The 25,416-nt window shown below is 62.6% G+C and carries 20 protein-coding genes and 1 pseudogene; 11 read left to right on the top strand and 10 right to left on the bottom strand.

The features are described from left to right. The first annotated feature begins 243 nt into the window (after positions 1-243). Positions 244-1,833, top strand: coding sequence for a MobQ family relaxase (gene mobQ, locus AC1KVE_RS13400; protein ID WP_481092243.1), 1,590 nt, complete (start codon positions 244-246; stop codon positions 1,831-1,833). A 49-nt stretch (positions 1,834-1,882) separates the two neighbouring features. Here mobQ and AC1KVE_RS13395 read toward each other — a convergent pair whose 3' ends face one another. Continuing rightward, positions 1,883-2,245 carry a hypothetical protein gene (locus AC1KVE_RS13395; RefSeq protein ID WP_481092244.1) on the bottom strand — a complete coding sequence of 121 codons (363 nt, stop codon included), beginning with the start codon at positions 2,243-2,245 and terminating at the stop codon, positions 1,883-1,885. Positions 2,246-2,641: 396 nt separating this feature from the next. Here AC1KVE_RS13395 and AC1KVE_RS13390 point away from each other — a divergent pair, with 396 nt between their 5' ends. Further along, complete coding sequence (locus AC1KVE_RS13390) at positions 2,642-3,721, top strand: GmrSD restriction endonuclease domain-containing protein (RefSeq protein WP_481092245.1); 1,080 nt, start codon at positions 2,642-2,644, stop codon at positions 3,719-3,721. Between the two features lie 2 nt (positions 3,722-3,723). Then, a complete protein-coding gene (locus tag AC1KVE_RS13385; protein WP_481092246.1) occupies positions 3,724-4,230 on the top strand; it encodes a HEPN domain-containing protein in 507 nt (168 codons plus the stop codon). A gap of 157 nt (positions 4,231-4,387) precedes the next feature. On the opposite strand, the pseudogene AC1KVE_RS13380 reads toward AC1KVE_RS13385, so the two are convergent. Then, positions 4,388-5,031 (bottom strand): annotated as a pseudogene (locus AC1KVE_RS13380) (site-specific integrase); the annotation flags it as partial. Between the two features lie 720 nt (positions 5,032-5,751). Between AC1KVE_RS13380 and AC1KVE_RS13375 the strand changes: the two are divergent. The 3 genes from AC1KVE_RS13375 to AC1KVE_RS13365 all read left to right on the top strand — a co-directional run bounded on the left by AC1KVE_RS13375 (position 5,752) and on the right by AC1KVE_RS13365 (position 10,079). Further along, positions 5,752-6,507, top strand: a complete 756-nt coding sequence (locus AC1KVE_RS13375) for a hypothetical protein (protein ID WP_184455666.1) — start codon at positions 5,752-5,754, stop codon at positions 6,505-6,507. Positions 6,508-6,900: 393 nt separating this feature from the next. Next, positions 6,901-7,977 carry a catalase family protein gene (locus AC1KVE_RS13370; RefSeq protein WP_184380119.1) on the top strand — a complete coding sequence of 359 codons (1,077 nt, stop codon included), beginning with the start codon at positions 6,901-6,903 and terminating at the stop codon, positions 7,975-7,977. A 308-nt stretch (positions 7,978-8,285) separates the two neighbouring features. After that, positions 8,286-10,079 (top strand): methyl-accepting chemotaxis protein, encoded by a 1,794-nt coding sequence (locus AC1KVE_RS13365; RefSeq protein WP_184380122.1) that lies wholly within the window; start codon positions 8,286-8,288, stop codon positions 10,077-10,079. A 137-nt stretch (positions 10,080-10,216) separates the two neighbouring features. Here the strand turns inward: AC1KVE_RS13365 and AC1KVE_RS13360 are convergent, their stop codons facing one another. Beyond that, positions 10,217-10,591: a nuclear transport factor 2 family protein gene (locus tag AC1KVE_RS13360; RefSeq protein WP_104608104.1), complete on the bottom strand. Its 375-nt coding sequence runs from the start codon at positions 10,589-10,591 to the stop codon at positions 10,217-10,219. 117 nt (positions 10,592-10,708) lie between these two features. Continuing rightward, the gene (locus tag AC1KVE_RS13355; protein ID WP_184456477.1) at positions 10,709-11,260 is read right to left on the bottom strand and encodes a CPBP family intramembrane glutamic endopeptidase; all 552 of its coding nucleotides are present in this window, start codon (positions 11,258-11,260) and stop codon (positions 10,709-10,711) included. Between the two features lie 210 nt (positions 11,261-11,470). Between AC1KVE_RS13355 and AC1KVE_RS13350 the strand changes: the two genes are divergently transcribed. Both AC1KVE_RS13350 and AC1KVE_RS13345 read left to right on the top strand, forming a co-directional pair. After that, positions 11,471-11,929, top strand: a complete 459-nt coding sequence (locus AC1KVE_RS13350) for a hypothetical protein (protein ID WP_481092247.1) — start codon at positions 11,471-11,473, stop codon at positions 11,927-11,929. Positions 11,930-11,968: 39 nt separating this feature from the next. After that, positions 11,969-12,361, top strand: a complete 393-nt coding sequence (locus AC1KVE_RS13345) for a hypothetical protein (protein WP_374057720.1) — start codon at positions 11,969-11,971, stop codon at positions 12,359-12,361. A gap of 234 nt (positions 12,362-12,595) precedes the next feature. Here AC1KVE_RS13345 and AC1KVE_RS13340 read toward each other — a convergent pair whose 3' ends face one another. The 5 genes from AC1KVE_RS13340 to AC1KVE_RS13320 all read right to left on the bottom strand — a co-directional run bounded on the left by AC1KVE_RS13340 (position 12,596) and on the right by AC1KVE_RS13320 (position 17,857). Then, positions 12,596-12,850 carry a carboxymuconolactone decarboxylase family protein gene (locus tag AC1KVE_RS13340; protein WP_202975120.1) on the bottom strand — a complete coding sequence of 85 codons (255 nt, stop codon included), beginning with the start codon at positions 12,848-12,850 and terminating at the stop codon, positions 12,596-12,598. A 205-nt stretch (positions 12,851-13,055) separates the two neighbouring features. Beyond that, complete coding sequence (locus AC1KVE_RS13335) at positions 13,056-13,460, bottom strand: hypothetical protein (RefSeq protein ID WP_425523961.1); 405 nt, start codon at positions 13,458-13,460, stop codon at positions 13,056-13,058. Between the two features lie 185 nt (positions 13,461-13,645). Beyond that, entirely contained in the window at positions 13,646-15,757 is a 2,112-nt protein-coding gene (locus AC1KVE_RS13330; protein ID WP_104552739.1) for a methyl-accepting chemotaxis protein, read from the bottom strand. A gap of 413 nt (positions 15,758-16,170) precedes the next feature. Then, positions 16,171-17,355, bottom strand: coding sequence for an FAD-dependent monooxygenase (locus AC1KVE_RS13325; RefSeq protein WP_104552738.1), 1,185 nt, complete (start codon positions 17,353-17,355; stop codon positions 16,171-16,173). Between the two features lie 37 nt (positions 17,356-17,392). Beyond that, the gene (locus AC1KVE_RS13320; RefSeq protein WP_102252291.1) at positions 17,393-17,857 is read right to left on the bottom strand and encodes a MarR family winged helix-turn-helix transcriptional regulator; all 465 of its coding nucleotides are present in this window, start codon (positions 17,855-17,857) and stop codon (positions 17,393-17,395) included. 429 nt (positions 17,858-18,286) lie between these two features. Here AC1KVE_RS13320 and AC1KVE_RS13315 point away from each other — a divergent pair, with 429 nt between their 5' ends. Next, a complete protein-coding gene (locus AC1KVE_RS13315; protein ID WP_481092248.1) occupies positions 18,287-21,145 on the top strand; it encodes a hybrid sensor histidine kinase/response regulator in 2,859 nt (952 codons plus the stop codon). Between the two features lie 40 nt (positions 21,146-21,185). Here the strand turns inward: AC1KVE_RS13315 and AC1KVE_RS13310 are convergent, their stop codons facing one another. Beyond that, positions 21,186-21,530 (bottom strand): response regulator, encoded by a 345-nt coding sequence (locus AC1KVE_RS13310; protein ID WP_102252252.1) that lies wholly within the window; start codon positions 21,528-21,530, stop codon positions 21,186-21,188. A gap of 237 nt (positions 21,531-21,767) precedes the next feature. Here AC1KVE_RS13310 and AC1KVE_RS13305 point away from each other — a divergent pair, with 237 nt between their 5' ends. Together AC1KVE_RS13305 and AC1KVE_RS13300 are read left to right on the top strand one after the other, a co-directional pair. After that, on the top strand, positions 21,768-23,282 hold the full coding sequence (locus tag AC1KVE_RS13305) for an ATPase domain-containing protein (RefSeq protein WP_024940164.1): 1,515 nt from the start codon (positions 21,768-21,770) through the stop codon (positions 23,280-23,282). Next, positions 23,269-25,341 (top strand): PAS domain-containing sensor histidine kinase, encoded by a 2,073-nt coding sequence (locus AC1KVE_RS13300; RefSeq protein ID WP_228911019.1) that lies wholly within the window; start codon positions 23,269-23,271, stop codon positions 25,339-25,341. Before AC1KVE_RS13305 ends, AC1KVE_RS13300 begins: the two co-directional genes overlap by 14 nt. The last annotated feature ends 75 nt before the right edge of the window (positions 25,342-25,416 follow it).

Here is a 25,416-nt window from a genome sequence, read left to right as displayed (position 1 = left end):
CTTGGAAATGAGTCAACCAGGAAAACGGCTTGCGTCAAGCGTTGAGGTGGTCTCGAATTTCGGCCGCTTCGAAAATCGAAAAGCCTGAAAAAGAAGGCTTAAAAGAAAGAAGCAAGAGCGCACTGATGCAATGTCTGCGACATTGCGCGCGCCAGGTGCTACGCCCCCGGACCCCCAAGCGCTCCGCGCTTGCGCAAACCAAAAGCCACGGCATAAAGAGAGCAACCTCATCTGGAGCTCTGCATGGCCATCTACCACTCTCGCGTCAAAGTTTTTAGTCGTTCCCGCGGCGACTCTGCTGTGGCCGCAGCCGCTTATCGGGCTGGCCTGCTACTTATCGATCACCTCACTGGCCAGCGCCACGACTACCGCCGCCGCGGTGGAGTGGTGGCGTCCGAATGCCTTGCTCCCCAGGATGCGCCGGCGTGGGCCCTTGTCCCGGCCGAGCTCTGGCAAAAGGCCGAGGCGGCGGAAAACCGCAAGAATTCGGTGGTGGCACGCGAGTTCGAGGTCGCCTTGCCCCACGAGCTCAACGACGAGCAGCGGTCCGTGCTCGCCACGGCCATCGGCCAAGCCCTGGTCGCCCGCTACGGATTTGCTGTGCAAGCCAGCATCCACTCGCCGGGCTCCCGTGACGGTCTGAACCATCACGTTCACCTTCTCGCCACCACGCGCAGGCTGGCCCCCGAAGGCTTTACCGAGAAAACGAGGGAGCTGGACGGCGGAGCGTCGGGGAAGATTGAGATCGAGTGGATCCGCCAAACCATTGCATCCACCATCAACGAGCACTTGGCCGCTGCCGGCATCGATGCCCGGGTCGACCATCGCCGCCTTGAAGTCCAGGCTGAAGACGCCCTGGCTCGCGGCGACTGGGCCGAAGCCATGGTGCTGTCCCGGCAGCCCACGAAACACGTGGGCAAGACAGCCACGGCATTGGCGCGCAAAGGCGTCATGACCGACCGTGCCGCCGAGAACGCGCGCATCATTCGAGAGAACGAGGAAGCCTTTGAACAGTTGCTCGCTCAAGCCGAGCAGGAGGGAAGGGCAATTCCAAACTCTATTGGCCATAGCCACGACCAAGCGCAGCGCGACCGACGCCGAGCTGGCTCCAGGAACGAACTTCAAACCTCTGTGCCGGGGTTGGAAATCCATGGGTTCCGCGGCATGCGCCTCTCGGATGCCTTGGGTCGGCCTGCGGAAGATGCGCGGGTGCGACCGCTACGCTCTATCACTGAGCTGGTCGCCGAGGCAGCTCGGGACATGGCGGACATCCTCTCGACCCGGCCAGACCTGGCGTTAACCGCTACGCAGCGCGTGGTGGGGCAATGGACCGCGCATGCGTCTACTCTTCTCGACAGTATCGATTTGCGCAGGTGGCTTAACGGCCTGGTTGAACGACTCGGCCGTCTGAAACGGAGCGTGCTCAAGTTCGCCCAGCGGACCAGCGCCTTCGGGCGTGCCGAGAAACTCTTCCACTTGGCCGAACAAGCGTGGGAGCAGTTCAACGGCGACCACCCTCGTCCTGATGGAGAGTGGTCCTCTCAAGAATGGAAAAAGCGGCGGGGAAGGCGGTTGGCCGTCTTGGAGAAGCGCACAGCTGAACTGGGTGCAGCTCAGGCAGCCGTCTCAGAGCAGCAGTGGAACGATTACGGGAACGAGATTGAGATCCGCGCGACTCAAGTGGAGCGGTGGAGCGAAGCGATGCTCGCAAGTCCAGAGCCTGAAATCGTCCATGGCTCTGTTGCATCTATTGACGCTGCTCCTGCTTTGCCCAAGCCCTCCCCAATGCCGACGCCAGCGCCACGACCAACAAGTCGGCGCCCGCGGCCCTGACAGATATCAAAAGCCCCGCAGACACGGGGCTTTCTTCTTGGTCTTAATCTTAATGCCGGGGGCGAGGACGCAGGTCTATGCGTTCAATCCCAGCGGGCTCCTTGGGGCGGGGGACGTTGTCCTTGTTCTTCTTCTTGCGCGCCTCTCGCCATTCCTCAATTGAAGCGGGCATGGTCGGCACGATGCTGCGATCGACAGCCGCTCGTTTGACTAGGATGGGCTGGGATGGGGCCATGGTCGATGCCTGCGTTTGACCGGCCGGCCCTGGCCCCCCGAGCCGTAGCAACTCGGCAGCCAGATCGAGCGCGTATTGGATGTCCTCCACTTCGTGAGGGGGCAGACGTGTTGTGCGCTGCTGGAGGAGGTGGCCGAGCAGGCGACTGGCGACCTGGATCCGTGTTTGGTGATGCATGGGTGCTCCTGTGTTGGGTGAGCACCCATCCAACCAGTTGATCACTTTTGCGCAAGAGCTCGCTTAGCCACCTGCTTCACAAATTTGAATACGCGCCAGAATTTGATGGGAGGTATATTTGGTGGCTGATAGTGAGGCCAGGCATTCTTAGTTGTTTGTGGCTACCCATAGGGAGTTGTTAGCTCCAAGCAGCGTTCTCGGGCTGCCGTCGCCTCGCTATGATCTGGTATCAAACAGGTATAATTTGTTGGGGACCTATTCGGGTGAGTATTTCAGTAAAAATCGAGCAGCTTTGTGTGGAGGATATCAAGGTGCTGGATGGGATTGCTTTGCATATCTTCAAAAAGCCGGATCGCGCAAAGATTTGCTTTTCCCTCATTTTGTATGGAGTCATAGATGAGTTCTAATGAAATCGACGTGGAAATTGAAGATGAAATCGATGACGAGGTCGTATCCGTTAAATATGACATTGCTTCTTATCCATCGGACCTTACGCTAGCTGGTCTTGCGCAAATGTGGCAGGATGATGATATTCAAATTCCGGATTATCAGCGAGAATTTGTATGGACGGTTAAGCAGTCGTCACTTCTAATCGATTCATTTCTTTGCAATTTGCCTGTGCCAAACGTATTTTTTTACGTGGATGAAGATAACAGGAATATTGTGATCGATGGGCAGCAGAGAATACTCAGCGTGGTGTTCTTCCTGGACGGATATTTTGGTAAGGAAAGTTCGAGTGGAAAAAAGCAGGTATTCCGGCTTTCGGGGTTGAACAAAAAAAGTCCTTATTATAACAAACGATTTGTTGACCTCGCTGATTCAGATCAACGAAAGTTGAAGCAATCGGTTCTTCGCGCAATAAATATTAAGCAGCTTAATCCTGTCGGTGAGAGCACAAGTGCTTATCACATATTTGAGCGCCTGAACACTGGCGGCACTCCATTGAAGCCCCAGGAGATTAGAAATTGTGTCTTTATAGGCGGATTTTCCAAGGTGCTTCGCGAACTCAATAAAGATTCGAGCTGGCGCGCAATCCTTGGCAAGAAAGAAGTAGATAAGCATCAGAAAGATGTTGAGCTGATACTGCGCGTCTTCTCTCTTGTGGGTAATGGATGGAAAAACTATGAAAAACCTATGAGCGAATTTCTCAATAAGGCTATGAAAGAGCATAGGTCGGGAGAGACTACTAGGGTATCGACTTTTGTCAAAGCCTTCCCGCTGGCAGCAAAGAAGGTGATAGCGGACTTGGGAGAGAAGCCGTTTCGGATTCGTGGCCCCATCAATGTTGCGGCATTGGAATCCGTGATGTGCGTTCTGATCTATAACTACAAGAAGATTTCCGCTATCAATCTAAAAAAATCTTATGCTGTGCTTCTCAAGTCGAAAGAGTTCGATGAACTTACGCGAATTAATACGACTGATGTTAAGACCGTTCAAGAGAGAATTAGGCTGGTTACGAAAGTAGTGGTGGGATAATCATGAGCTACACTTCACATTTTCAACATGCTGATGATGTGGTGGCTCACCTAAATACTATTGTGCGAGGCATAGGTGACCCGTTGTTGAAAGCGAAATATACTGGATTTTTATCGGTATCGGCCGTGACTACTTATGAGCTTGCAGTCAAGACTATTTTTATAGAATTTGCGCAAATAAAGCATGCGGCGTTCGGGGGTTTTGCCAGCCGTCATTTCGATAAAATAAATGGGCGAATCAGAATAAATAATCTAAAAGATGATTATATAAAAAAATTTGGCGACAAATATTTGGAGCGGTTTGAGAAAAAGTTGAAAAAGGAGCGCGCTAATTATTTGGCGGCGCATAAGCGGGACGCAGTTTCATCATATGCAAACCTAATCGAGGCCCGCAATAAATTTGCTCACGGTGGGCAAGTTAGTGCTAACTCGACTTATGAAGAGACCGTGCGCGCCTATGAAGATGGGAAGTTGGTATTAAAATGCCTGGCCGAATCAATGCGACGTTGAGCATTGGTGAACTGTAAGAGTAGGAAGCTGCGTCAGCGGTGACGAGCTGGCTACCATAAATTGGCGAAGCTAAGGTTGCCTCCCCGGCCTGACGCGGGGGGAGCTTAATTTCAACTAGTGGATTTTTATAGAGTGGCATTAGAGCTTTGTTCGACCATCATTCTTGTGTTTTGGTGGTTGAAGCAACGGCGCTAGTCTTTAGAAAGACCAAGGTATAACTCAGCACAGACAGCCCAGGCGACACGCGCCGCAGCCCGTCCAGCTTCTCCTTGGCGGTGAAGGCCCGGCTGTAGGTGACGTGGTGCTCGTCGTCCAACTCGTGGCCGACCAACTGAGCCCGGAGCTCCGACACCACGCCCGCGCCTTGCAACTCTTGAATTAGGGTTTTGCGCAGCGAGTGGAAGCCGCGCTTGGTCGTGGGCCAGTCCTTGCCCACCTCGGCCAGGTGCCGACTGAAGGCCTTGGAGATCCAGTTGCCCCGGCCGTTTTTGGCGTCGGCCTTGGCCGCCGGGAACAAGCGCTCTTGGCCCGCTCGCCCCAGTCCAGGAAGCCCAGGGCGAGCAAGTCGGGGTGGACCGGCACCGTCCTCAAGCTCATGTCCGTCTTCACCTTTTGATGCTCGCCTTCGTCCGAAATCTGGATGCAGGGGATACCGCCGTCCTCCACCACATCGGCGGTCAGCAGTTGGCCGACCTCCGACGCGCGGGCGCCGGTATACAGGCCAATGAGGGAGGCCCATTGCGCTGCTAGGGGCAGGGCTTCGAAGGTCGCGGGTGCGATTAAGGCCTGGACTTGGTGGGCCACCATGAGCAACGCGTGCTCCACGATGTCGGTTGACACGTTGTCGCAGTCGACCAATACGGCGACACGTGCTTCAAGCGGGCTGTTTGAGTTGCTCATGTCTGTGAGGTCCGAGTTTATGCAGACAGACAATGGCGTCAGCAACTTGCCGATGGCAAGCGGGCGCTAGCAATCGAGCCAAGCCCGGCGTTATGATCGAGGAAACATTGACAGGAAACCTGCCGAGCACGCTTTCTGCAACGGATTGAATGGGTTAAATCGGAGGTGATCCGATCCCACTCTCTCCGCCATATGTCGCTGCAGAGCACTAAGGCGCCCGCTTTTTTCAAGACCCGCCGATTCGTCCCATCTCCTGTCCGGTACTTGGCGCCGCGGTCCGTTCGTCATCGCGGTCACTGAGTCGTCGAGCCGTGGACAGCCGGAGGGTTTCTTCATGGCACTGCGGTGTGTTGATGCCTGCTCGCGTGTGTTGGGGCTTGAAGTGGGTGTCATCCGATCGCCGGGCGGCGATCAGCGACGTTCATGCCCATCGTATGAATCAGGCGCGGGGCAGCCGCCAACCGATGCGGCCAACGCGTGTGCAAATCTCTGCCGTCTGTCTCGGCGCAGCAGCTGATTTATGGCCATCATCTGCTTGCCGTCTCCGCGATCGCTGCGGCCGTTGCTGGGTAGCGCCGGGACGGCCTTTTCACTCGGTCAAATTCGCCATGGGGGCTTCCAATGTCTGCTCGACATCATCGTCTGCGTCGCATCTTTCGCATGATTTCGGCGCTCGCGCTTTGCCTGGTGCTGCCTGCAGCACCGGCTGCTGCGGCTGCTGCGGCTGACAGCATTCCGCCTGGGGATTGGCGCGGAATCCTGTCCACCCGCGGCGGCACCGGGCCGGTTTATGTCGTTCTGAGAGCTCGTGCAGCAGGAGCCGATGGCAGGCAGGGTGCGGACCTGCGATTCGGGCCCCCGTTCAATTGCGCACTGGAGCTGCGTGCGCAAGCAGACGATTACGCGCTGCAGTCGCGCAATGGTGGCAAGTTCTGCGATGCGCTCTCCGGCGGGCGTGCCCAGCTCCAGGCAGGGGATGGGATGGCACCAGGCATTCAGCTCACGCTGCTGGGTCGCGAGGCGCCGCTTGTCATTGCCCTGGACCAGAAGGCCGATGCAGCGTTGACCGAAGCAGGGCGCTGGCGCTCAAGCGGCCTGACGTCGGCGCAGCTGGACCTGGTGGCGACGGCGGTCCGGCCGGGTGATGTGGTCGGTCGCCTGCGCTATGGCGCTCCTCGGGACTGCCAAGTGGAATTGCGCTATGCCGGGCATGAGGCAGGTGCTTTGACTGCCTGGATCGGTGCCAACGATAGAGGCTACTGCCGGGGGCTCAGCGACAGCCAAGCCAGGATGCAGATGCGTCCGGATGGCAGCGCCGTGCTTTCGCTGCTCTTGCATGGTCAACGCGATATGGTGTCGTTTGAGCGAGTGCCCTGACCTCGGTGCAGGTGCAGGCTGCCAGTGCGACAACACCGCCGTCTTTCAAACGGTGATTACTGTGTGTTGGTGTGCTGATGGGAGTTAAGCCTTGCGGCAGCGAACGAGGAAAAACATCAGGGGCGTGGCTTGGCTATAAATTGTTCATGAAATGAGCAAGATCAGCCGCCTGCGAGTACTGCCGCGGGTTTCTCCAACGAAGCGGCAGCTTCGACCAGAAAAGCGAAAGGAATGCCGGGCGTAGGCTGCATCGCCCGTCTATTAGCCATTGCCATTGCAACGGCAGGCCAGAGTAGGAGTGTGGCCCTCGACAAGTGACTGCCTACGGCTTCGACGGAGCGTAAACAGCGGGTGGAGCACATTGGCCTGACCAGCCATAAAGCCAGGAACCCAATGAACGCGCCCGTCGAATATCGCCCCGATCTGGAAACGCCCAGCGTCAGTGAGCAGGAAACCATTCGTTCCCTGGAAGCGCTGTTCGTTGACATGGCAACGACGGTGGCGGAAAAGGAAGGTCATGCGCACCGCGCAGTCCATGCGAAAGGGCAGGGCCTGTTCACCGCCAGGCTCAGCGTATTCAACGATCTGCCTGAAGAGCTGCGACAAGGCCTGTTCGCAGGGCCTGGGCAATACGATGCTTACATCCGCCTGTCATCGCCACCTGCAGAACAACTGAGCGATGCTGTGTCGACTCCGCGTGCCCTGGCGTTGAAGGTGTTGGGTGTCAGCGGCGAGCGCGTCGAGGGCGGAGACGAGAAGCACAGCCAGGATTTCTTGATGGTCAATGGCCCTTCCTTCACCACCCCCGGTCCCGACGGGTTCTTGCGTAATTTCCGGGTGCTGGCGACGACCACGGAAAAGGCGCCAGGCGCCAAGGCGGCGCTTTCAAAAGTGCTTCGGGGTGTCGAGCACACGCTTGAAAAGATCGGCGGGGGAAGCGGCAGCATCAAGCAGATGGGCGGACAGCCGCAGGTTCATCCGCTGGGCGAGACGTTTTTCTCGCAGGTGCCGTATCTCTACGGGCGTTACATCGCCAAGTTCTCGCTTGCGCCGATATCCAGCAATCTCGTTGAACTCGATGGGCAGGAAGTTGGCGACTCCCCGGATGCGCAGCGCGAGGCCGTTCATCACGCCATCAGCACCCTGGATAGCCCGGCCGAGTGGGAGCTGCGCGTGCAGCTGTGCCGGGACGTGGAAAAGATGCCGGTCGAGGATGCGTCGATAGAATGGCCGCAATCCATCAGCCCCTTTGTGGCAGTCGCGCGCGTGGTGGTCGAGCGCCAGGCCGGTTGGGACGGAGAGAACTCGCAGCAGCTGGAAGACCGCATCGCCTTCTCGCCGTGGCATGCCTTGGCCGCGCACCGGCCGCTGGGCGCCATCAACCGGGCGCGCCGTATCGTGATGGCAGCCTCGCGCCGATTCCGCTCCGAGTTCAATCGCTGCCCGATCCACGAGCCGACTGGCGTCTAGCTGCTCCTGCTGCGTGCACGTGTCGTGCAGCACGCCTGTATCCGGGGGGCCGGAGTGCCCCTGGATCGCAGCTGCCAGGCGAGGATTTTGATCAGTCGTTGAGCGACTGCGTCGACTCGCGTGGCATGCCAGGGTGACCGCCGCTGCGTTTGGCGAGGACTAGCAGACAGCGGACTCGATCCACCGGGACTGCTGCTGTCTAGCTGAATGCTCGACTCACCCAGGGTGATGGATCGGGAAAGGACCATCAAGAACGACCGATCGCTGCCGCTAGGGACGCATCCCCAACGCAAGCAGCAGAGGCCGCTATGTTTTTCTCCGACAGCCACAAGGTGGACGCACTGACCAAGGCGGTTGATGCCACGTTGAAAGGTGGCAGTGCGCAGTGGCCCAATAACGGATCGGCTCTGCTGCTCAAGAAAATGGCCGAGCGTTTGTATGCGGCCCAGCAGGAGCGTGATCTGGCCAAGGCCCAGGCGGAAGACGCGACGACCGCGTTACGCCATCTGGAGGGCCGTTTCGAGCTGGTCGCCAGTGGTACGACCGACGGGCTCTGGGACATTGGTGTCATTGCCGGGGATCCCAGCCACCCCGACAGCCCGGTGTGGTGGTCGCCGCAGATGCGTCGGCTACTGGGCTTTGCCTCTGAACAGGATTTTCCCAATGTCCTGGACAGTTGGGTCGCATGCCTGCACCCGGATGACAAGCAGCCGACGCTGGATGCCTTTGCGGCGCACCTTGCCGATCGCAGCGGTCGAACTCCTTACGACGTCGAAAACCGCCTGCGTCTGAAGTCCGGCGAATATCGCTGGTTCCGCGCATTTGGCACTACCGAGCGCGATGCACAGGGCTTGCCGCTCCGGGTGGCGGGTTCGCTCACCGACATCACCGAGCGTCGCGCGCGGGAGCAGTTCCTCGACATCACGCTGACGCGCTTCGAGCTCGGCTCGCAGATGCTCAGCGACGGCTTGTGGGACATGAGCGTGATCGCGGGTGACCCGATCAATCCGAACAACGAATTCTGGTGGTCGCAGCAGTTCCGCCACCTGCTCGGCTTCGAGTCCGAGCAGGACTTCCCCAACGTGCTCGATAGCTGGGCGTCACGGCTGCACCCGGAAGACAAGGAGCGTTCGCTGAACGCGTTCGCGGCGCATTTGAACGACCGCAGTGGCCGCACCAACTTCGATATCGAGTATCGCCTGCAGCTCAAGAACGGCCAGTACCGCTGGTTCCGCGCACGCGGCCTGACCAAGCGCGCTGCCGATGGCACGCCGTTGCGCGCGGTTGGAGCATTGATGGACGTGGAAGCCGGGCGTCAGCTGGGCGAGGTGGCAAACACGCTCAGCAGTGCGGCAGGCGACATCGTGCGCAGCAACGATGACCTGTCGCGGCGCACGGAGCAGCAGGCGGCGGCGCTCGAGGAGACTGCAAGCTCCATGGAGGAGATGACCAGCATCGTTCGCAAGAACGCCGAAGGTGCGCGTCAGGCCAATTCACTGGCGAGCAAGGCCGCGGAGACCGCGTTGCATGGCGGTGAGCTGGTCAATGGTGTCGTCAGCACCATGGCGGCAATCCAGGCGTCGTCGCGGAAGATCGGCGAAATCATCACCGTCATCGATGGCATCGCGTTCCAGACCAATATCCTTGCCTTGAACGCTGCCGTGGAAGCGGCGCGGGCCGGCGAGCAGGGGCGTGGCTTTGCGGTCGTCGCGTCCGAGGTACGCAGCCTCGCGCAGCGCTGCACCATGGCGGCCAAGGAGATCCGCGACCTGATCGCCGACTCGGGTGCGAAGGTGGGGCAGGGCGCGGAGCAGGTCAACGTGGCGGGCAAGGCCATGGAAGAACTGCTTTCCTCGGTGCGGCAGGTCAACGACATCATGAGCGGCATTGCCGCGGCCAGTCACGAGCAAAGCGCTGGCATCGAGCAGATCAACCAAACCATCTCGCAGATGGATGCAGCGACCCAGCAAAACTCCGCTCTTGTTGACACCATGGCATCGTCGGCCCGCGCACTTGAGGATCAGGCGACTGCGTTGGTGGAGAGTGTTGCCAACAGCTCACGCAGCGCCTCCGGCAAGACGAAGCTCGCATTGGCTGCATAACGCGTGTAGCCAATGCCGCCCTGTGACCTGGTAATGCCGGGAAGCAGGGCGGTGCACTGGAAACCAGAATGCGTTCAATGGCTTTTCTACGCCCGGCCTGAAAAGGCGCCCGGTCTAGACCGATCGCCTGAAATGTTTCATCGGGCAGGTGCGGTGTCGATGCGTGCGCCGGTCGCGAATGAGGCTCTCCGGATTTTTCCATCGACCACCTCGTAGATGCATAGCATCTCAACACGGCCGATCCCTTCAGGAAAGTTGCGGGTGATGCGCTCCGCGTCGGCGACGATGTTGCCGACGACGGTCCGCGACAACAGCTGCGCATGCAGGTCCGGCTCCTGAAAGCGGGCCAGAAACCGCTCGCGAAGCATGGCATGCCCTTTGGCCAGCTGTGTTCCGTGCAAGGTGTAATGCTCGGCATCGTCAGCATAGGTGGCCAGCAAGGCGTCGATATCCTTGGCGTTGTAGGCATCCAGCTGCGCTTGAACGATCGAGAGCACGCTATCGGTGGCCATGTCTGACAATGCTCGTGTAGAGAGGGACAAGGCGCTATCGTCCAGCATCCGTGGATGACGTGCCAAGGATTTGCTGGCAGTGAGGCACCGAAGCAGGCGGATCCTGGTGGGTGTCTGCTAATACCAACCCAGATACAGCGTCGCAATGCCCCAGGTATCGATCAAGCCATGCGCCAGGATCATCGCCCAGAGGTTGCGTCGTGATCGCAGATAGACATAGCCGAACAACGCGCCGACAAGCCCGGCCAGCAGCACCCCCGAGATGCCTTGGGTCAGGTGCATCGCGCCAAACAGGGTTCCCCCTGCCACTGCCGCCATCACGCGTCCGCCACGATGGCGGCCCAGCAGGTGATCGAGGTGGTGCATCAGGAACGCACGGAAGACCAGTTCCTCGCCAAGCGCCGCGCTGAGCCAGGCGCCGCCTGCCAGGTGGGCAGCCGCGTTGACGTTGCCAAGCAGTGCGCCGTACCCGCTGTAGTCGGCCTTGGTCCCGGTCAGCGCATCGATCAGCGGTTGCACGAACGGATTGATGACGCCGATGACCAGCGCAAGCAGCAGCAGTGTCCAGCCTAACCAGGCGCGAGACGACTGATGCTTTAATCCGCAGGCACTCAGCGAGCGCGTTTCCAGCCAGACCAGGGCAATCGCTAGAATGCCGACAAGCGGCATCCGCCAGGGAAACTGCACCCAGCGGTAGTGCGCCAGTGCGAGGATGACGGCGATCGCTGCGATGCGTGCCAGAGGATGTCCCAGTACAGGAATGCCCGGGCGGGGATGTGCGCTTGAGGAGCCTTGTTGAAACATGCTGGACGAAGGATCGAGTAGGTGCTCGAACGGTAACCACGAGATTGACAAGCGTCCTGTGCCAGAGGGCATGGGTTGCTGACTGCGACGAGGGAAAGACATGCGCTGTTTCAGGCGCTCGACCGTGATCCGCCCATTGAAGTAAGGCCGGCCGATGTCGCCGTGTGCGGTGAAGACGCTGCTGGCAGCGCCTGGATTTCAACCTTCATTGCTGGCAGGTTTGCATTGAGTTCAAGCAAGGTCTGCATCAGCGCAGCGCTTCAGTTGGCAGCTGCTCCATGCTCTCATTTCATTTTCTGGTGGTGGCTGGGGATTCGTTTCAGGTTGGACTGCACATCGCTTCGAAGTGACGATGTCCTTGGTGCCTTCGCCATCCGGCTTGAGCTGCCTGATCACAGCTTGAGCATTGATTGCTGGGCTCAACGTCAGCTGGTATCGATCATCGACCAACCAGCGTGGTTTCGTCCTGGCATGCATCTCTTCAAGCCATGGTTCTACGTTGCAGAAACTAGGTTAGCTAGTGGTGACCGCTGACGTCTGTCACGCAGTGCTCTGCTTGAACTCGGCATCACCTTGCTTGTTCAGCTGTGTTTGCGCCGACTGGCAAAACGCACCACCAAGGACATGTGGATCCGGATACGCTATGCGCTTCCCACAGCGTTGTTGAAAGGTATGGAGCAGTTGAACGAGCAATGGATGACAGCGGTTGTGGATGCCTTGAGCGACCTGCAGGCAGCAAGGGTGGCGCAGGGCGCGGTGCTTGAGGCCCTGGTTGCTTCGCATCCATCCCCGGTGCTGCTGATGCGTTGTTGGGATCGCCTTTCCTCCTCCTTGGTTGCGACCGTTTCGCAACACAAGGCCTCCTCGACAATGGCAAAGCCGATCGAGGCGTATACGCTTGAGCAGTTGGCAGCGTGGACGGATCGAATGGAGCGCTGTTTTCCCCAGGCCAGAGGGCAATCCTAGCCCGGGCTACTGCAAGGCAGCGCTTGCCATTCCGCTCGACGCACAGCACCCGGCCATCCAGTACGTAGCGTAGTCATACGCCGTGCCTGGATCAGCAAAGGCAACAATGAGCAGTCGCCAGCAGTGCAGTGTGCTGGCGCCGGACGCTAGCCGGCCGTCAAGCTCCTGTTCTGAGCCTTGGCGGCTATCAGCGTTGCGAGACAGGGCGGGCAGTCTGCATTGACGTGCTGGAGCTTACTGACGCATGCCAATCGCCAAACGATTGAATGCAGCCATCAGCGCGATGGCAAAGCTCAGGTCAGCGATCTCGGCGTCACTGAAATGGGCTTTTAGAAGAGCAAAGTCATCGTCAGGGGCTCGGCTGTTTGCGATATCTGTCAATGACTCGGTCCACCCCAGGGCCAGGCGCTCACGGTCGCTGAAATGCGGACTCACCCGCCACCCGGCCAGGCTGTCCAACTCGATGCGCTGCTGGCGCAGGCCGCCCAAGCACACGGACTGCCACTCCAGGCACTGAGCAGGTGGCGAATGCGCCCCTCATCGTCGGGCGGTTTGCTGATGGGATTCTCAGGCTTTGCAACGCGGGAACAAGCGTACGCCTCGGTTCAACGGCTACGAGCAGCACTGGATGACGTGTGGGCGCCTGCAGGGCCTAGCGGTCGTGCTGCATCGCCCCGGGCCTGAAGCACTTTGATCAACGCCCACCCTGAAAGCGGAAGGTGAAGCGCATGTTCGACGCGGCGGCCGTTGCCGAGTCTGCTGGTGGGGCAGTGGCGTCGACCAACGTCAACTGGCCATCGGCCACAGCCACCGGGACGCCAAGTGTGAGATCGATCTGTTTGGACCAGCCGCCGCCGAGCACGGTTGCCCTGACGATCAGCCGGCCCGCCACGACGCACTGCACCTCGGCCGGGCAACGGCTGTCTTCGATGACGCGGTCGGGACGAACCTTGGGGCCATCGACCGCCGCGATTTCTCCCAGCCGCACCGCGCCTTCGATGGGCTGGCTGGTGATGGACCCAGCTGCCGCGCACGCGGCAAGCCAGGCGACAAGAAGTGTTGCAAGCACCAGCGTGCGGAAGGGGCGGAGACGTTCCATGGCGGCAATCATGCCCGTGTGTTGTGGAGATGCAAGCTGATGTCTTCGGTGCACTGTGCGGATGTAGCGACCACATCAATGCGATGCAGCGTCACTTCGCCGTGATGCGCTCGCGCAAGTGCGCAGCGTTGCGCGAGCGCAGGCAGCAACACGGCCAGTCACTAAGGATCGCACTACCCGGCCAGTCAGATCACCGAGGCATTGACCTTGAACACCTCGACCGCCTGCGTCAGCTGGGTCGAATGTGCTTCCAGCGAACGGGCCGCCGTGCTCGCGGCTTCGACCAGGCTGACGTTCTGCTGGGTGGTTTCGTCCATCTGGGCGATGGTCAGGTTGACCTGTTCGATGCCGCCGGCCTGTTCCTGCGAGGCGGCGGAGATGTGGCCCATGATGTCGGTGACATGCTGGACGCTGGTGACGACCTCGCCCATGGTGGTGCCGGCCTTGTGCACCAGCGTTGCACCGTCGGCGACGCGCTGCACGGAGTCCTCGATCAGGCGTTTGATCTCCTTGGCGGCGTCCGATGAGCGGTGCGAGAGGGTGCGCACTTCCGAGGCCACCACGGCAAAACCGCGGCCTTGTTCGCCGGCGCGTGCGGCCTCGACGGCGGCATTGAGCGCGAGGATATTGGTCTGGAAGGCGATGCCGTCGATGACCGAGATGATGTCGGCGATACGCCTGGACGAGGCTTCGATGCCGGACATCTGTTCGATGACCTGGCCAACCACGTCGCGTCCCTCCGAGGCGATGGCGGCGGCGCCCAGCGCGAGCTGATTGGCACGGCCGGCGTGCTCGGCATTCTGCTTGACGGTGGAGGTCAGCTCTTCCATCGAGGCAGCGGTTTCTTCCAGGCTGGCGGCCTGTTGTTCGCTGCGGCGGGACAGTTCCTGGTTGCCGCTGGCGATGTCTTCGGCGGCAAAACCGATGCTGTTGGAGGTGGTCTGGATATGCGTGACGATGTCGGTGAGGCGATGCACGGTGCTGTTGGCATCGTCGCGCATGGAGGCGAACACGCCGTGGAAGTTGCCGGTCATGCGCACGGTCAGGTCGCCATCGGCGATGCACCGCAGCAGGTCGGAAAACCTGGCCAGGTTGGTGTCGGAGGTGGCCATCATGGTGTTGAGGTTTTCGACCATCAGGCGGAAGTCGTGTTCGAACTTTTCCGGCTGGCCGCGCAGCGCGAAGTTGCCGGCGCAGGCAGCCTGCGTGAGCTGCTGGATCTGCGCGTTGATGGCGCGCAGGTTCTGCTTGACCTGCTGCATGGTGGCGGTGATGGCGGCCTTTTCGCCGGGGTATTGCTCGATTTCGGGAGCCAGGTCGCCGATGGCATAGCTGCCCATGACCTCGGTCATGCGCAGCTGGGTCTGCACGTGCGCATGTACCAGGGCGTTGGTGTCCTGCACCATGTGCCCGTATTCGCCGGGGAACTGCTGGGCGTCGGTGCGGTAGCTGATCTCGCCGGCATCGTGGCGGGCCGCCATGTTGCGTTGAGCGGAGATCACATCCTGCAGGCGGCGCTGCATCTGCTGCATGGCGCGCAGCAGCTGGCCGGATTCGTCCTTGCTGGTGGGCAGGTCCTGGCTGCGCAGGTCGCCGTCGTTGATGCGCTCGGCCAGCCGCAGCGATTGGCGCAAGGGCAGCACCACGCTGCGGGTCAGCAACCACGCAATGGTGGCGCCCAGCAGCAAGGCGATGACGGTGGAGACCACCATCAGCATTGCAAAGCCGCGCGCGGTGGTCACCGCGTCCTTGGCGGCCGCGCGGTTCTTGGCTTCCTGCAGGTCGATGAAGGCGTTGATGCTGGCCAGCCAGGCGACGAAGGCGGGGCGCGCCTGCTGCAGCAGGCGTTGTTCGGCATGCGGCTTGTCGGCGCCATCGCGGAACGCGCGCACCTGCGCGATCAACGGCATGGTGCGCTGCTCGATGGCCTTGATCCGCTGGAGGATGGCCTTTTCTTCCGCGTCCGTGGAGGCCGCGATCATGTCGTCCAGCGGCTTGGCGGAGCGGGCGTAGTCCGCGGCGAGCTTGTCGATCGATTGCTCTGCCGTGTGCCGCTCTGCCGGGTCGTCCAGCAGCACGACATCGCGCAGGGCGATCGCGCGGTCGTGCACGCTGCCGCGGAAATTGATCGCATAGCGTTGCTTGACGCTGTTCACTTCGTTGATGGCGGTGAGCTGCTGGTCGATGCTGCGTACGCGCTGGATGCCGACGACGGTGAGGATCACCATCAGGACAATGATCGCGAGGAAGCCGAGGGCCAGGCGCTGACCGATGCGCAGATTCGAAAGCAGGGACATAGGGAGTTTGATCGGTGATCCGGCGAGCGGAAGAGCGGGGGAGAATCCCAGCAACAGCTGGGAGGCGATGCGCCCGGGACACCGATGGGGTCGGCAGCGTTGCCGCTGCACGAAGGATGTCTCGACCTGTTCGTTAGCGGCCTGCGTCAGCGGAAATGAAACCGCCGGCGGTGGCAGGATTCATCCACGGTTGGCTTCGCAATGCCGTCAGCCATCGCGATCAGAACGCAAGCCAGCGGTCGCGGCCGCAGCGCAGCGCTTTGGTACCGGTCAGCGCCGGGGCAGAAGCGGATTCAGGCACGGCAAATGACCGAGGCGTGGAGACGGCCGCGGCGCCGGTGCTGCGGCCGATGGCAGGCGTCGATCAGCTTGCATCGTGCCGCCACCGCAGCACGGCCGCCATCCAGGCGGCCTCAGTCATAGCGCGACAGATCCGGCGCCTTCATCGACGGCGTCATCAGCTTGGCGGCAATGTTCTGGATGCTGGGTTGGCTGGCGAATTTCAGTGCGCCGTGCAGCAGCTGGATGCCGAGCCGGCTGTGCGGATTCATCAGGCGCGGGCCGATCTTCGGCACGCCCTGGCCTTGTTCCACCATCGGCCGCATGGCGTCGGCGTAGGCGGCGAAGGCCTGTTCCAGCGTTGCGGCACGTGCGATCTCGTTGGCCAGCACGTAGCCGCCGGTGACCGCCAGGGTGGCGCCGATGCCGGCCAGCGGGGTTGCGCACCAGGCCGCGTCGCCGGTCAGCACGACGCGGCCGGCGTGCCAGCGCGGCATGCGCACCTGCCGCAAGGCATCGAAGTAGAAATCGTCGGTGGTGTCCATGCCGTCCAGCACCCGCGCAGCCTGCCAGCCGACGTCGGCGAAGCGTTCGCGCAGATAGGCCTTCTGGGTCGCCAGGTCCCAGTCCTGCTCGCCCTCGGGGGCTTTCTGCAGCGACAGCATCGCGCGCGTGGTGCCGTGCTGGTCCGGGCGCAACGAGATGCTGCGCCCGCCGGTGGTGTGATACCAACGCCACAGGCGGTCGTCGTCGGCGGTCCGTGCGATGGTGAAGTAGGCAATGGTCAGATCCATCCAGCGCGGGTCGTTCTCGCCGGGAAACACCAGCTCGCGTGTGGCCGAGCCGACGCCTTCGGCGACGATGACGGCATCGAAGTGGTCGCTGCGTCCGCTCTGGAAGCGGACGGTGGCAGCCTCGCCGTCGTCGTCGATGCTGGCGATGCGGTCGCCGAACCGGTACTCGGCCGTCTGGCGTGCGGCGTCGTAGAGGAGGCGGGCGAGGTCGCCGCGCAGGATTTCCAGCTCTGCGGTCGGGCCATCGCCATCGATGTCGTCGGTCTTGAAGGTCGCCACCGCATGGCCGTGGTCGTCGACCCAGGCGGTGCCTTCCTCACCGGTGCCGTGATCGAGTGCGGCCTGCTCCAGGCCCATGCGCTGCAGGACCTCGCGGCCGACCCCGCGCACGTCGATGTTCTGGCCGCCATCGCGAAACTGCGCGGCCTGCTCGACGACGCTGACGTCGAATCCCTGCCGGGCGAGCGCCCAGGCCACGGTGTTGCCGGCGACGCTTGCGCCGGTGATGAGGATGCGACGCGGCATGACAGATCACCCGAAAGAAGAAATATCAGGAGTGATATTACATGTCCTGGTCGCGCTGCTCCAGGTTGGCGATCAGGCGCTGCATGAACGCGACAGTCTGCTGCGCCTCCTCGGGGGAGAAGTCCTTCAGCGCATCGGCATTGAGATCGATCAGTATCTTGCCGCCGATCTCGGCGATCTTGCGCCCGCGCGGCGTGAGCGAGACCACTGCGGCGCGGCGGTCCTGCGGCGCCGGGGCGCGCTCGATCAGCTGCAGGCCCTCCAGCTTGTCCAGCAGGGCCACCATTGCCGGCTGCTTCACCGCCGAGTCGATCACCAGGTCGCGTTGCAGCATCGGCCCTTTCCAGGACAGCAGCATGATCGGCCCGAGCAGTGCCAGCGACATCCCATGCGGGCGCAGTTGCGCATCCACCAGACGGTTGAAGACCCGTGCAGCATGGTTGGCCAGATACCCCGGGGCCACCGCAGCCAGCGGGTGAATGAGTGCATCGCGATCCTGCATTTGCGTCATCGTGCCACGCCGTTGGGCCATTTCGCGATTTTATCCGGGCACGCGCACCGCCGGGCATCGCCGGCGCGCCGCGGCGCGGCGCGGCATCCATGCCGGCTGCCGCGGCAACACGCCATGGTGGGGCCGGCGCGCAGTCGGCAGGCATCGTCACCTGAGTGTTGTAACGTAGGCGGGCGCTGCACGCCTTGCAGGGCGCCACCGGCAACGCCGGATGGCGCTGGCAGGTGCGGCTGGCAGGTGCGGCCGGCATCTCGGCCCGTTCCGTTCCTGCCAGCCGGCGCTGCGCGGCGTTTGATCCTGGTTCTTCTTCAATGGTTCGTCAAAGATGCTTGTTTGGGTGATTGGTAAGCCGGCCGCGCACCGCGTTGCGCATCGCACGCAGGACGACTGCCGCTGGACGGCAGCACGATCGGGCGCCGCATGAGCGCGCCGTTTCCGTATGGCGACAGCGCCATGGCGCAGGCCGTGCGCGCCTACGACTGGGCCGCAACCCCGCTGGGGCCGACCACGCAGTGGCCGTCGCCGCTGCGCAATGCGGTCAGCCTGATGCTCAGCTCGCCGGAAAGCATGTATGTGGTGTGGGGCGATGCGCTGACCTTTTTCTACAACGATGCCTATACGCCGATCCTTGGGCCGCGGCAGCCGCATGCGCTGGGTGCGCCGCTGCGGGAATTGTGGGCCGATGCCTGGGAGGCGGTACGTGCGCCGATCGAGGCCGCGTTCGCAGGGCGCGCCTCGCGCTTCGAGGAAGTGCCGATCGGCATGAACCGCTACGGCACGCCGGAAGACACCTGGTGGACATTCTCGTTCTCGCCGATCTATCTGGACGATGGGCGTGTGGGCGGCGCGTTCTGCGTCACCAACGAAGTCACCGACCGCAAGGTGGCGCAAAACCGGCTTGCCGATGAGCACGAGCGGCTGATCCGGTTGTTCGAGCAGGCGCCGATGTTCATGGCGTTTCTGAGCGGTCCGCAGCATCGGGTGGAGTTCGCCAACCCGTGCTATTCGCGCTTGATCGGGCACCGCGACGTGATCGGCAAGCCGCTGGCCGAGGCCCTGCCGGATCTGGTCGAGCAGGGGCATCTGCATCGCCTGGACGAGGTGTATCAGTCCGGGCGCGCCTACGCGGCGAATGCGCTGGCCTATAATGTGCAGGCCGCGCCGGGCGGCCCGGTGGAGCGACGCCTGCTGGATCTGGTCTACCAGCCGATCGCCGGTGCCGATGGCACCGTCTCCGGCATCTTCGTGCAGGGCCTGGACATCACCGACCGCATCGGCCTGGAACGCGCGGTGCGCGAGGCGGAAGTGCGCAACCGGCAGATCCTGGACAGCGTGATGGACTACGCGATCATCGCCACCGACCTGCACGGCCTGGTCACGTCCTGGAACGAAGGCGCGCAGCGCATTCTGGGCTGGAGCGAGGCCGAGATGCTGGGCCAGACCCTGGAGCGCACCTTCACCCCGGAAGATGTGGAGCGCCGGCAGATCCTGATCGAGGCGGCGGCGGCGCTGGAAAGCGGCAGCGGCATGGACGAGCGCTGGCATGTGCGCAAGTCCGGCCAGCGTTTCTGGGCGAACGGGTCGCTGATGGTGCTGCGCGACGAAACCGGTGCGGCGATCGGCTTTGTCAAGGTGCTGCGCGACCGCACCGCCGAGCGGCTGGCCAGCGAAGCCCTGCGCGAGAGCGAGCGCCGGCTGGATGCGCTGGTGCGCGCGTCCTCGCAGTCGATCTTCTCGGCCAGCGCCGACTGGCGCGAGCTTCGCCAGCTGGTTGGCGAGGGGGCGCTGAGCGATGCGCTCTCGGCAAGCCTGAACTGGCAGCAGGAGATGGTGCACCCGGACGATCGCGCGCGGCTGGCCGAAGCCATTGCGCATTCGATCGTCAACAAGACCGGGCTGGATGTGGAATACCGCGTGCTGGATGCCGATCAGCGGGTGGGTTGGACCCTGATGCGCGCGATCCCCTTGCTGGACGAGGGCGAGCAGATCGTGGAGTGGTTCGGCACCGCGGCCGACATCACCGACAAGCGGCTGGCCGAGCAGCAGCTGCGCCAGCTGACCGAAACGCTGGAAGAGCGCGTGCGCGAACGCAGCGCGGCGCTGCTGCTGGCCGAGGAAAAGCTGCGCCAGAGCCAGAAGATGGAGGCGGTCGGCCAGCTGACCGGCGGGCTGGCGCACGACTTCAACAATCTGCTGACGGCGATCAGCGTCGGTCTGGAGCTGTTGCAGACGCGCATCGAACAAGGCAAGTACGACCGCCTGGAGCGCTACGTGGAAATGGCGCAATCCAGCGCCGCGCGCGCCACCGCACTGACCCAGCGGCTGCTGGCGTTTTCGCGCCGGCAGACCCTGGCGCCCACCGCGCTGGAGGTGCAGGCACTGGTGCAGGGCATGCACGACATCATTGCGCGTACGCTGGGGCCTTCGATCGCCTTGCAGCTGCGCCCTGCAGCCGACCCGTGGAAGGTGCTGGTGGATGCGCCGCAGCTGGAAAACGCGCTATTGAACCTGTGCATCAACGCGCGCGACGCGATGCCCGATGGTGGCGAGCTCACCATCGCCGTCGCCAACCGGGTGCTGGACGCCGGCGCCGCCCAGCAGCTGGACCTGCCGATCGGCGAGTACGTGTGCCTGAGCGTGCGGGACACCGGCACCGGCATGAGCGCCGATGTGATGTCCAAGGTGTTCGAGCCGTTCTTCACCACCAAGCCGATCGGGCAGGGCACCGGTCTGGGCTTGTCGATGATCTACGGATTCACCCGCCAGTCCGGCGGCCACGTGCGCATCGATTCGGAGGTGGGCATCGGCACCACCATGGCGCTGTACCTGCCGCGCTTCGATGGCGTGCTGGCGCAGGACGAGGCAGTGCCGGCGACCGAGCAACCGCTGCGTTCCACCGCGCCAAGCTGCACGGTGCTGCTGGTGGAAGACGAAACCGCGATCCGCGTGCTGATGTCCGAAGTGCTGAGCGAAGCGGGCTACCGCGTCATCGAGACCGCCGAAGGCAGCGCCGCAGTGGAGCGCCTGCGCTCGCAGGAGACGATCGATCTGCTGGTGACCGACGTCGGCCTGACCGGTGGATTGAACGGACGTCAGGTCGCCGACGCGGGGCGGCAGTCGCGGCCGACGCTGCCGGTGCTGTTCGTCACCGGCTACGCGGCAACCGCGGCGGTGGGCGCCGGGCAACTGGAGGACGGCATGGAGGTGCTGACCAAGCCGTTTCTGGCCGTGGACCTGGAACGTCGCGTGGCGCAGTTGCTGGAACGCAAATCGCACTGAGGCCTGCGTGCAGGCTTGGCGATGATTCGGTCGGGGTTGCTTACAGCGCGGTCTGCACGATGCCCAGCAGGTCGCGCAACGAAAACGGCTTGGTCAACAGACGCATGCCGGTATCGAGAAAATCCGCACGCTTGGCGATGGACCCGGCATAGCCGGTCATGAACACGATGGGCAGGGCGGGATACAGACGGCGCGCATTGTCGGCGAGGTCGCGCCCGTTCATACCGGGCAGGCAGATATCGGACAGCAGCAGATCGAACGGACGCGCCTGGTTGAGCTGCTCCAGCGCCTGCTCGGCGTCTGGCGACACGATGACCTGGTAGCCCTCGTCACCCAGGATATCTGCGGTCATCGCACGAATGGCATCGTCGTCTTCGACCAGCAAGATACGGGCGTTACATGATGCGTGGTTCACCGCAGTCCTCGAGCGATCGCAACCATGCGATGCACTTCAGGTGCAACGCTAGGCCCACGCGCGTGACGAACGTGTCGGAACTGTCATAAAGCGCGGCGCAGGTCACAGCACGCTACCGATATCGCGGGGGCTCAGCTCGCGCCAAGCAAGCTGATCGATTCAGTGGTGCGCAGCGGGCAGTGATGCGCCCGTGATAAATTTAAGCCTATGGGAAATCTGAAGCCGATGATCGCAAACCGCATTACGACTGGTACGACGGGGCTTGACACCATCCTGCGCGGCGGCCTGCCGCCCAATCGCCTGTACCTGCTGGAGGGCCAGCCGGGCTCGGGCAAGACCACCGCATCGCTGCAGTTCCTGCTCGATGGCGCTGCCAAGGGCGAGAGCTGCCTGTACGTGACCTTGTCGGAAACCATCGACGAGCTCAACGAAGTGGCCGCCTCGCACAACTGGTCGCTGGAGGCGCTGCATATCTTCGAGCTGGCATCGGCCGAAGCGTTTCTGGGCGATGGACGCCAGCAGTCCATCCTGCATCCGTGGGAAATGGAGCTGGACGGCACCATCAAGCTGATCCAGGCCGAGGTGGACCGGGTCAAGCCGACGCGTGTGGTGTTCGACTCGTTGTCCGAGTTGCGCCTGCTGGCGCAGGATTCGCTGCGCTACCGGCGTCAGGTGTTGGCGCTCAAGCAGTTCTTTGCGCCGCGCAACATCACCGTGTTCCTGGTCGATGACCTCACCGGCGAGAACGGCGAACGCGATGCGCATCTGCATAGCCTGTGCCATGGGGTGATTTCGCTGGAACGCATGACGCTGGATTTCGGCGCGGCGCGGCGGCGCATGCAGGTGCAGAAGTTGCGTGGCGTGGATTTCATCGCCGGCTACCACGACATCACCATCACCACCGGCGGCATGCGGATCTTTCCGCGGCTGATCGCCTCCGATCACCATGTGCCGTTCATCGGCGATGCGGTGTCCAGTGGCGTGGCGCGTGTCGATGCGCTGCTGCACGGGGGGCCGCTGCGCGGCACCAGCACCCTGTTGACCGGGCCTGCCGGTTCGGGCAAGACCAATATCGCGCTGCAGTATGTGACCGCCGCCTGCGAGCGCGGCGAGCATTGCTGCATCCTGGAGTTCGACGAGCGCACCGGCACCTTGCTGACGCGGGCCGAGAGCCTGGGCATGGATCTGCGCAAGTATCTGGACGCGGGCCTGCTGGAACTGCATCAGATGGATCCGGCCGAGCTGACCCCGGGCGAGTTCGCCTGGGCGGTGCGCGCCAGTGTGGAACAGCGCAACTGCCGCGTGCTGGTGATCGACAGCCTCAACGGCTATCTCACCTCGATGCCGCAGGAAAAGCAGCTGATGCTGCAGATGCACGAACTGCTGTCCTACCTCAACCAGAGCGGTGTGACCACGTTCCTGGTCAATCCGCAGCACGGCCTGGTCGGCACGATGTCCACCGGCAACCTCAATATCTCCTACATGGCCGACACCGTCATCCTGTTCCGCTTCTTCGAGGCGCAGGGGCGCATCCGCAAGGCCGTGTCGGTGATCAAGAACCGCAGTGGCGCGCATGAGGATTCGATCCGCGAGTTGCGCATCGGGACGGGCGGTATCCATCTGAGCGAGCCGCTGGAGAAATTCCACGGCGTGCTGACCGGTACTCCGCATTTCGTTGGGGACGACACGCCGTTGCTGGATCGTCCACTTGACTACCTGTGACCCGGATGGGTCCATCGTCCACATCATCGCGCCGTTCGGCCGCGATGCGGAGAGCATTGCCGGCATCGTCGGTCAGCGCGGACTGACGCGCCGGGTGTACGGATCGCTGGCTGCGCTGGCGGACGACCTGCTCGATGCCTCCGGCGTGGTGGTGTTGACCGAGGAAGCGGTGGGCGGAGATCTGCGTCAGTTCTCGCATGCCCTGCAGAGCCAGGCCGCCTGGTCGGATATTCCGTTCGTGCTGTTGCGTGCGCCGCGTGGCAGCCACAACGGGCGCCAGGCCACGCTGCCGGCGGAAGTGACCAACGTCATCGAGCTGGAACGGCCGCTGAGCTCGTCGTCGTTGTTGAGCGCGATCTCCACTGCGTTGCGCTCGCGCCAGAAGCAGTTCGTGATTCGCGACCAGATGGCGCAGTTGGCCGAAAGCAGGACTGCCCTGATGTCGAGCGAGGCCGAATTGCGCCGCGTCACCGACGCACTACCGGTGCTGATTGCCTTCATCGACAAGGATCTGGTGTACCGCTTCGCCAACCGCTCGTATGAAGACTGGATCGGCATCCCCCCTGCCGAGGTGATCGGGCGGTCCATGGTGGATGTGGTGGGGCCGGCGATGGTGCAGCAGCGCCGCGCCTGGATCGAGGCCGCACTGGCCGGGCAGGCGTTGACGGTGGAGGCCAGTTGGCCGCACGCCGACGGACGCCGGCGCGATGCGGAGATCCGCTACATGCCGCGCCTGGATGCGGACGGCCAGGTGGACGGCTTTCATGTGTTTGCCACTGACATCACCGCGCGCGCGCTGGCGCTGGAATCGATCCAGCAGCAGGCCAGCCTGCTCGAGGTCAAGGTGGCCGAACGCACCGCCGAGCTGCAGCAGCAGATGCTGGCACGCGAGTCCAGCGAAGCGGCATTGCGCCAGGCGCAGAAGATGGAGGCGGTGGGCCAGCTCACCGGCGGCATCGCACACGACTTCAACAACATGCTGACCGGCATCCTGTCGGCGCTGGATCTGGCGCGCCTGCGCATCGACCAGGGTCGCACCGAAGGGCTGGGCCGCTTTCTGGATGTGGCGTCGGCCTCGGCCCTGCGCGCGGCCGCACTGACGCAACGGCTGCTGGCGTTCTCGCGCCGGCAATCGCTGGAAGCGCGGCATCTGCATCTGAACGACCTGGTGGTATCGCTGCAGGAATTGCTGGCGCGCACGCTGGGCGAATCGGTGCATCTGGAAACCGATCTGCAGGCCGACCTGCCGCAGGCGTATGTCGACGAGAACCAGCTGGAAAGCGCGCTGCTCAACCTGGCAATCAATGCCCGCGACGCCATGCCCGACGGCGGGCAGTTGCGCATCGCCACCCGGCAGTTGCAGGTCCAAGCGCAGCCGCTGGAACTGGGGCGCGGGGTGACGCTGGCGCCGGGCAATTACGTGGTGGTGTCGGTGACCGACAGCGGCGCCGGCATGCCGGCCGATGTGCTGGAGCGCGTGTTCGAACCGTTCTACACCACCAAGCCGATCGGGCAGGGCACCGGCCTGGGCATGTCGATGATCTACGGCTTCATGCAGCAGTCCAACGGACAGGTGTGGGTGGAGTCCGAGCTGGGCAAGGGCACCACGGTGAGCCTGTATCTGCCTGCCGGTCTCCATCCGCAGGCGCTGTCGCCGCAACCGCAAGCCGGTGCCGTGGTGGCCGGGCGCGGCCAGCAGGTGTTGGTGGTGGAAGACGACGAACAGGTGCGGCTGCTGGTCACCGAACTGCTCAACGAGTTGGGCTATGAGGCCGATGTGGTGGCCGACGCCGATGCGGCGCTGCCGATCCTGGCTTCGCAACGGCGCATCGATCTGCTGGTGACCGATGTGGGCCTGCCCGGGCTCAACGGGCGCCAGTTGGCGGAGATCGCGCGGCAGTCGCGGCGGGATCTACCGGTGATCTTCATGACCGGCTATGCGGAAACCGCGCGCGATCGCGGCGAGTTTCTTGCCGACGGCATGAGCATGATCGCCAAGCCGTTTACGCTGGGCGAGTTCAGCGGAAAGCTGCACGAGGTGTTGGGGCCGTCGGCCTGATGGCGTTGCGCGGTCAATCGCGCCTGATACCACGACGATGCTGCCATCGGCTGGCACCGGGGCGTCTTTGATGAG

This window comes from Xanthomonas sp. NCPPB 2864 (assembly GCF_056675615.1).
This window is presented reverse-complemented; position numbering and strand designations above follow the sequence as displayed.

Excerpts from the sequence above, each read along its gene's own strand:
- AC1KVE_RS13375 (WP_184455666.1), top strand. The coding sequence starts at position 5,752 with ATGTCTGCTCGACATCATCGTCTGCGTCGCATCTTTCGCATGATTTCG.
- AC1KVE_RS13325 (WP_104552738.1), bottom strand. The coding sequence starts at position 17,355 with ATGCCGCGTCGCATCCTCATCACCGGCGCAAGCGTCGCCGGCAACACC.
- AC1KVE_RS13360 (WP_104608104.1), bottom strand. The coding sequence starts at position 10,591 with ATGGCCACCGATAGCGTGCTCTCGATCGTTCAAGCGCAGCTGGATGCC.
- AC1KVE_RS13355 (WP_184456477.1), bottom strand. The coding sequence starts at position 11,260 with ATGCCGCTTGTCGGCATTCTAGCGATTGCCCTGGTCTGGCTGGAAACG.
- AC1KVE_RS13305 (WP_024940164.1), top strand. The coding sequence starts at position 21,768 with ATGGGAAATCTGAAGCCGATGATCGCAAACCGCATTACGACTGGTACG.
- mobQ (WP_481092243.1), top strand. The coding sequence starts at position 244 with ATGGCCATCTACCACTCTCGCGTCAAAGTTTTTAGTCGTTCCCGCGGC.
- AC1KVE_RS13365 (WP_184380122.1), top strand. The coding sequence starts at position 8,286 with ATGTTTTTCTCCGACAGCCACAAGGTGGACGCACTGACCAAGGCGGTT.
- AC1KVE_RS13395 (WP_481092244.1), bottom strand. The coding sequence starts at position 2,245 with ATGCATCACCAAACACGGATCCAGGTCGCCAGTCGCCTGCTCGGCCAC.
- AC1KVE_RS13330 (WP_104552739.1), bottom strand. The coding sequence starts at position 15,757 with ATGTCCCTGCTTTCGAATCTGCGCATCGGTCAGCGCCTGGCCCTCGGC.
- AC1KVE_RS13390 (WP_481092245.1), top strand. The coding sequence starts at position 2,642 with ATGAGTTCTAATGAAATCGACGTGGAAATTGAAGATGAAATCGATGAC.
- AC1KVE_RS13320 (WP_102252291.1), bottom strand. The coding sequence starts at position 17,857 with ATGCAGGATCGCGATGCACTCATTCACCCGCTGGCTGCGGTGGCCCCG.
- AC1KVE_RS13370 (WP_184380119.1), top strand. The coding sequence starts at position 6,901 with ATGAACGCGCCCGTCGAATATCGCCCCGATCTGGAAACGCCCAGCGTC.
- AC1KVE_RS13335 (WP_425523961.1), bottom strand. The coding sequence starts at position 13,460 with ATGGAACGTCTCCGCCCCTTCCGCACGCTGGTGCTTGCAACACTTCTT.
- AC1KVE_RS13385 (WP_481092246.1), top strand. The coding sequence starts at position 3,724 with ATGAGCTACACTTCACATTTTCAACATGCTGATGATGTGGTGGCTCAC.
- AC1KVE_RS13315 (WP_481092248.1), top strand. The coding sequence starts at position 18,287 with ATGAGCGCGCCGTTTCCGTATGGCGACAGCGCCATGGCGCAGGCCGTG.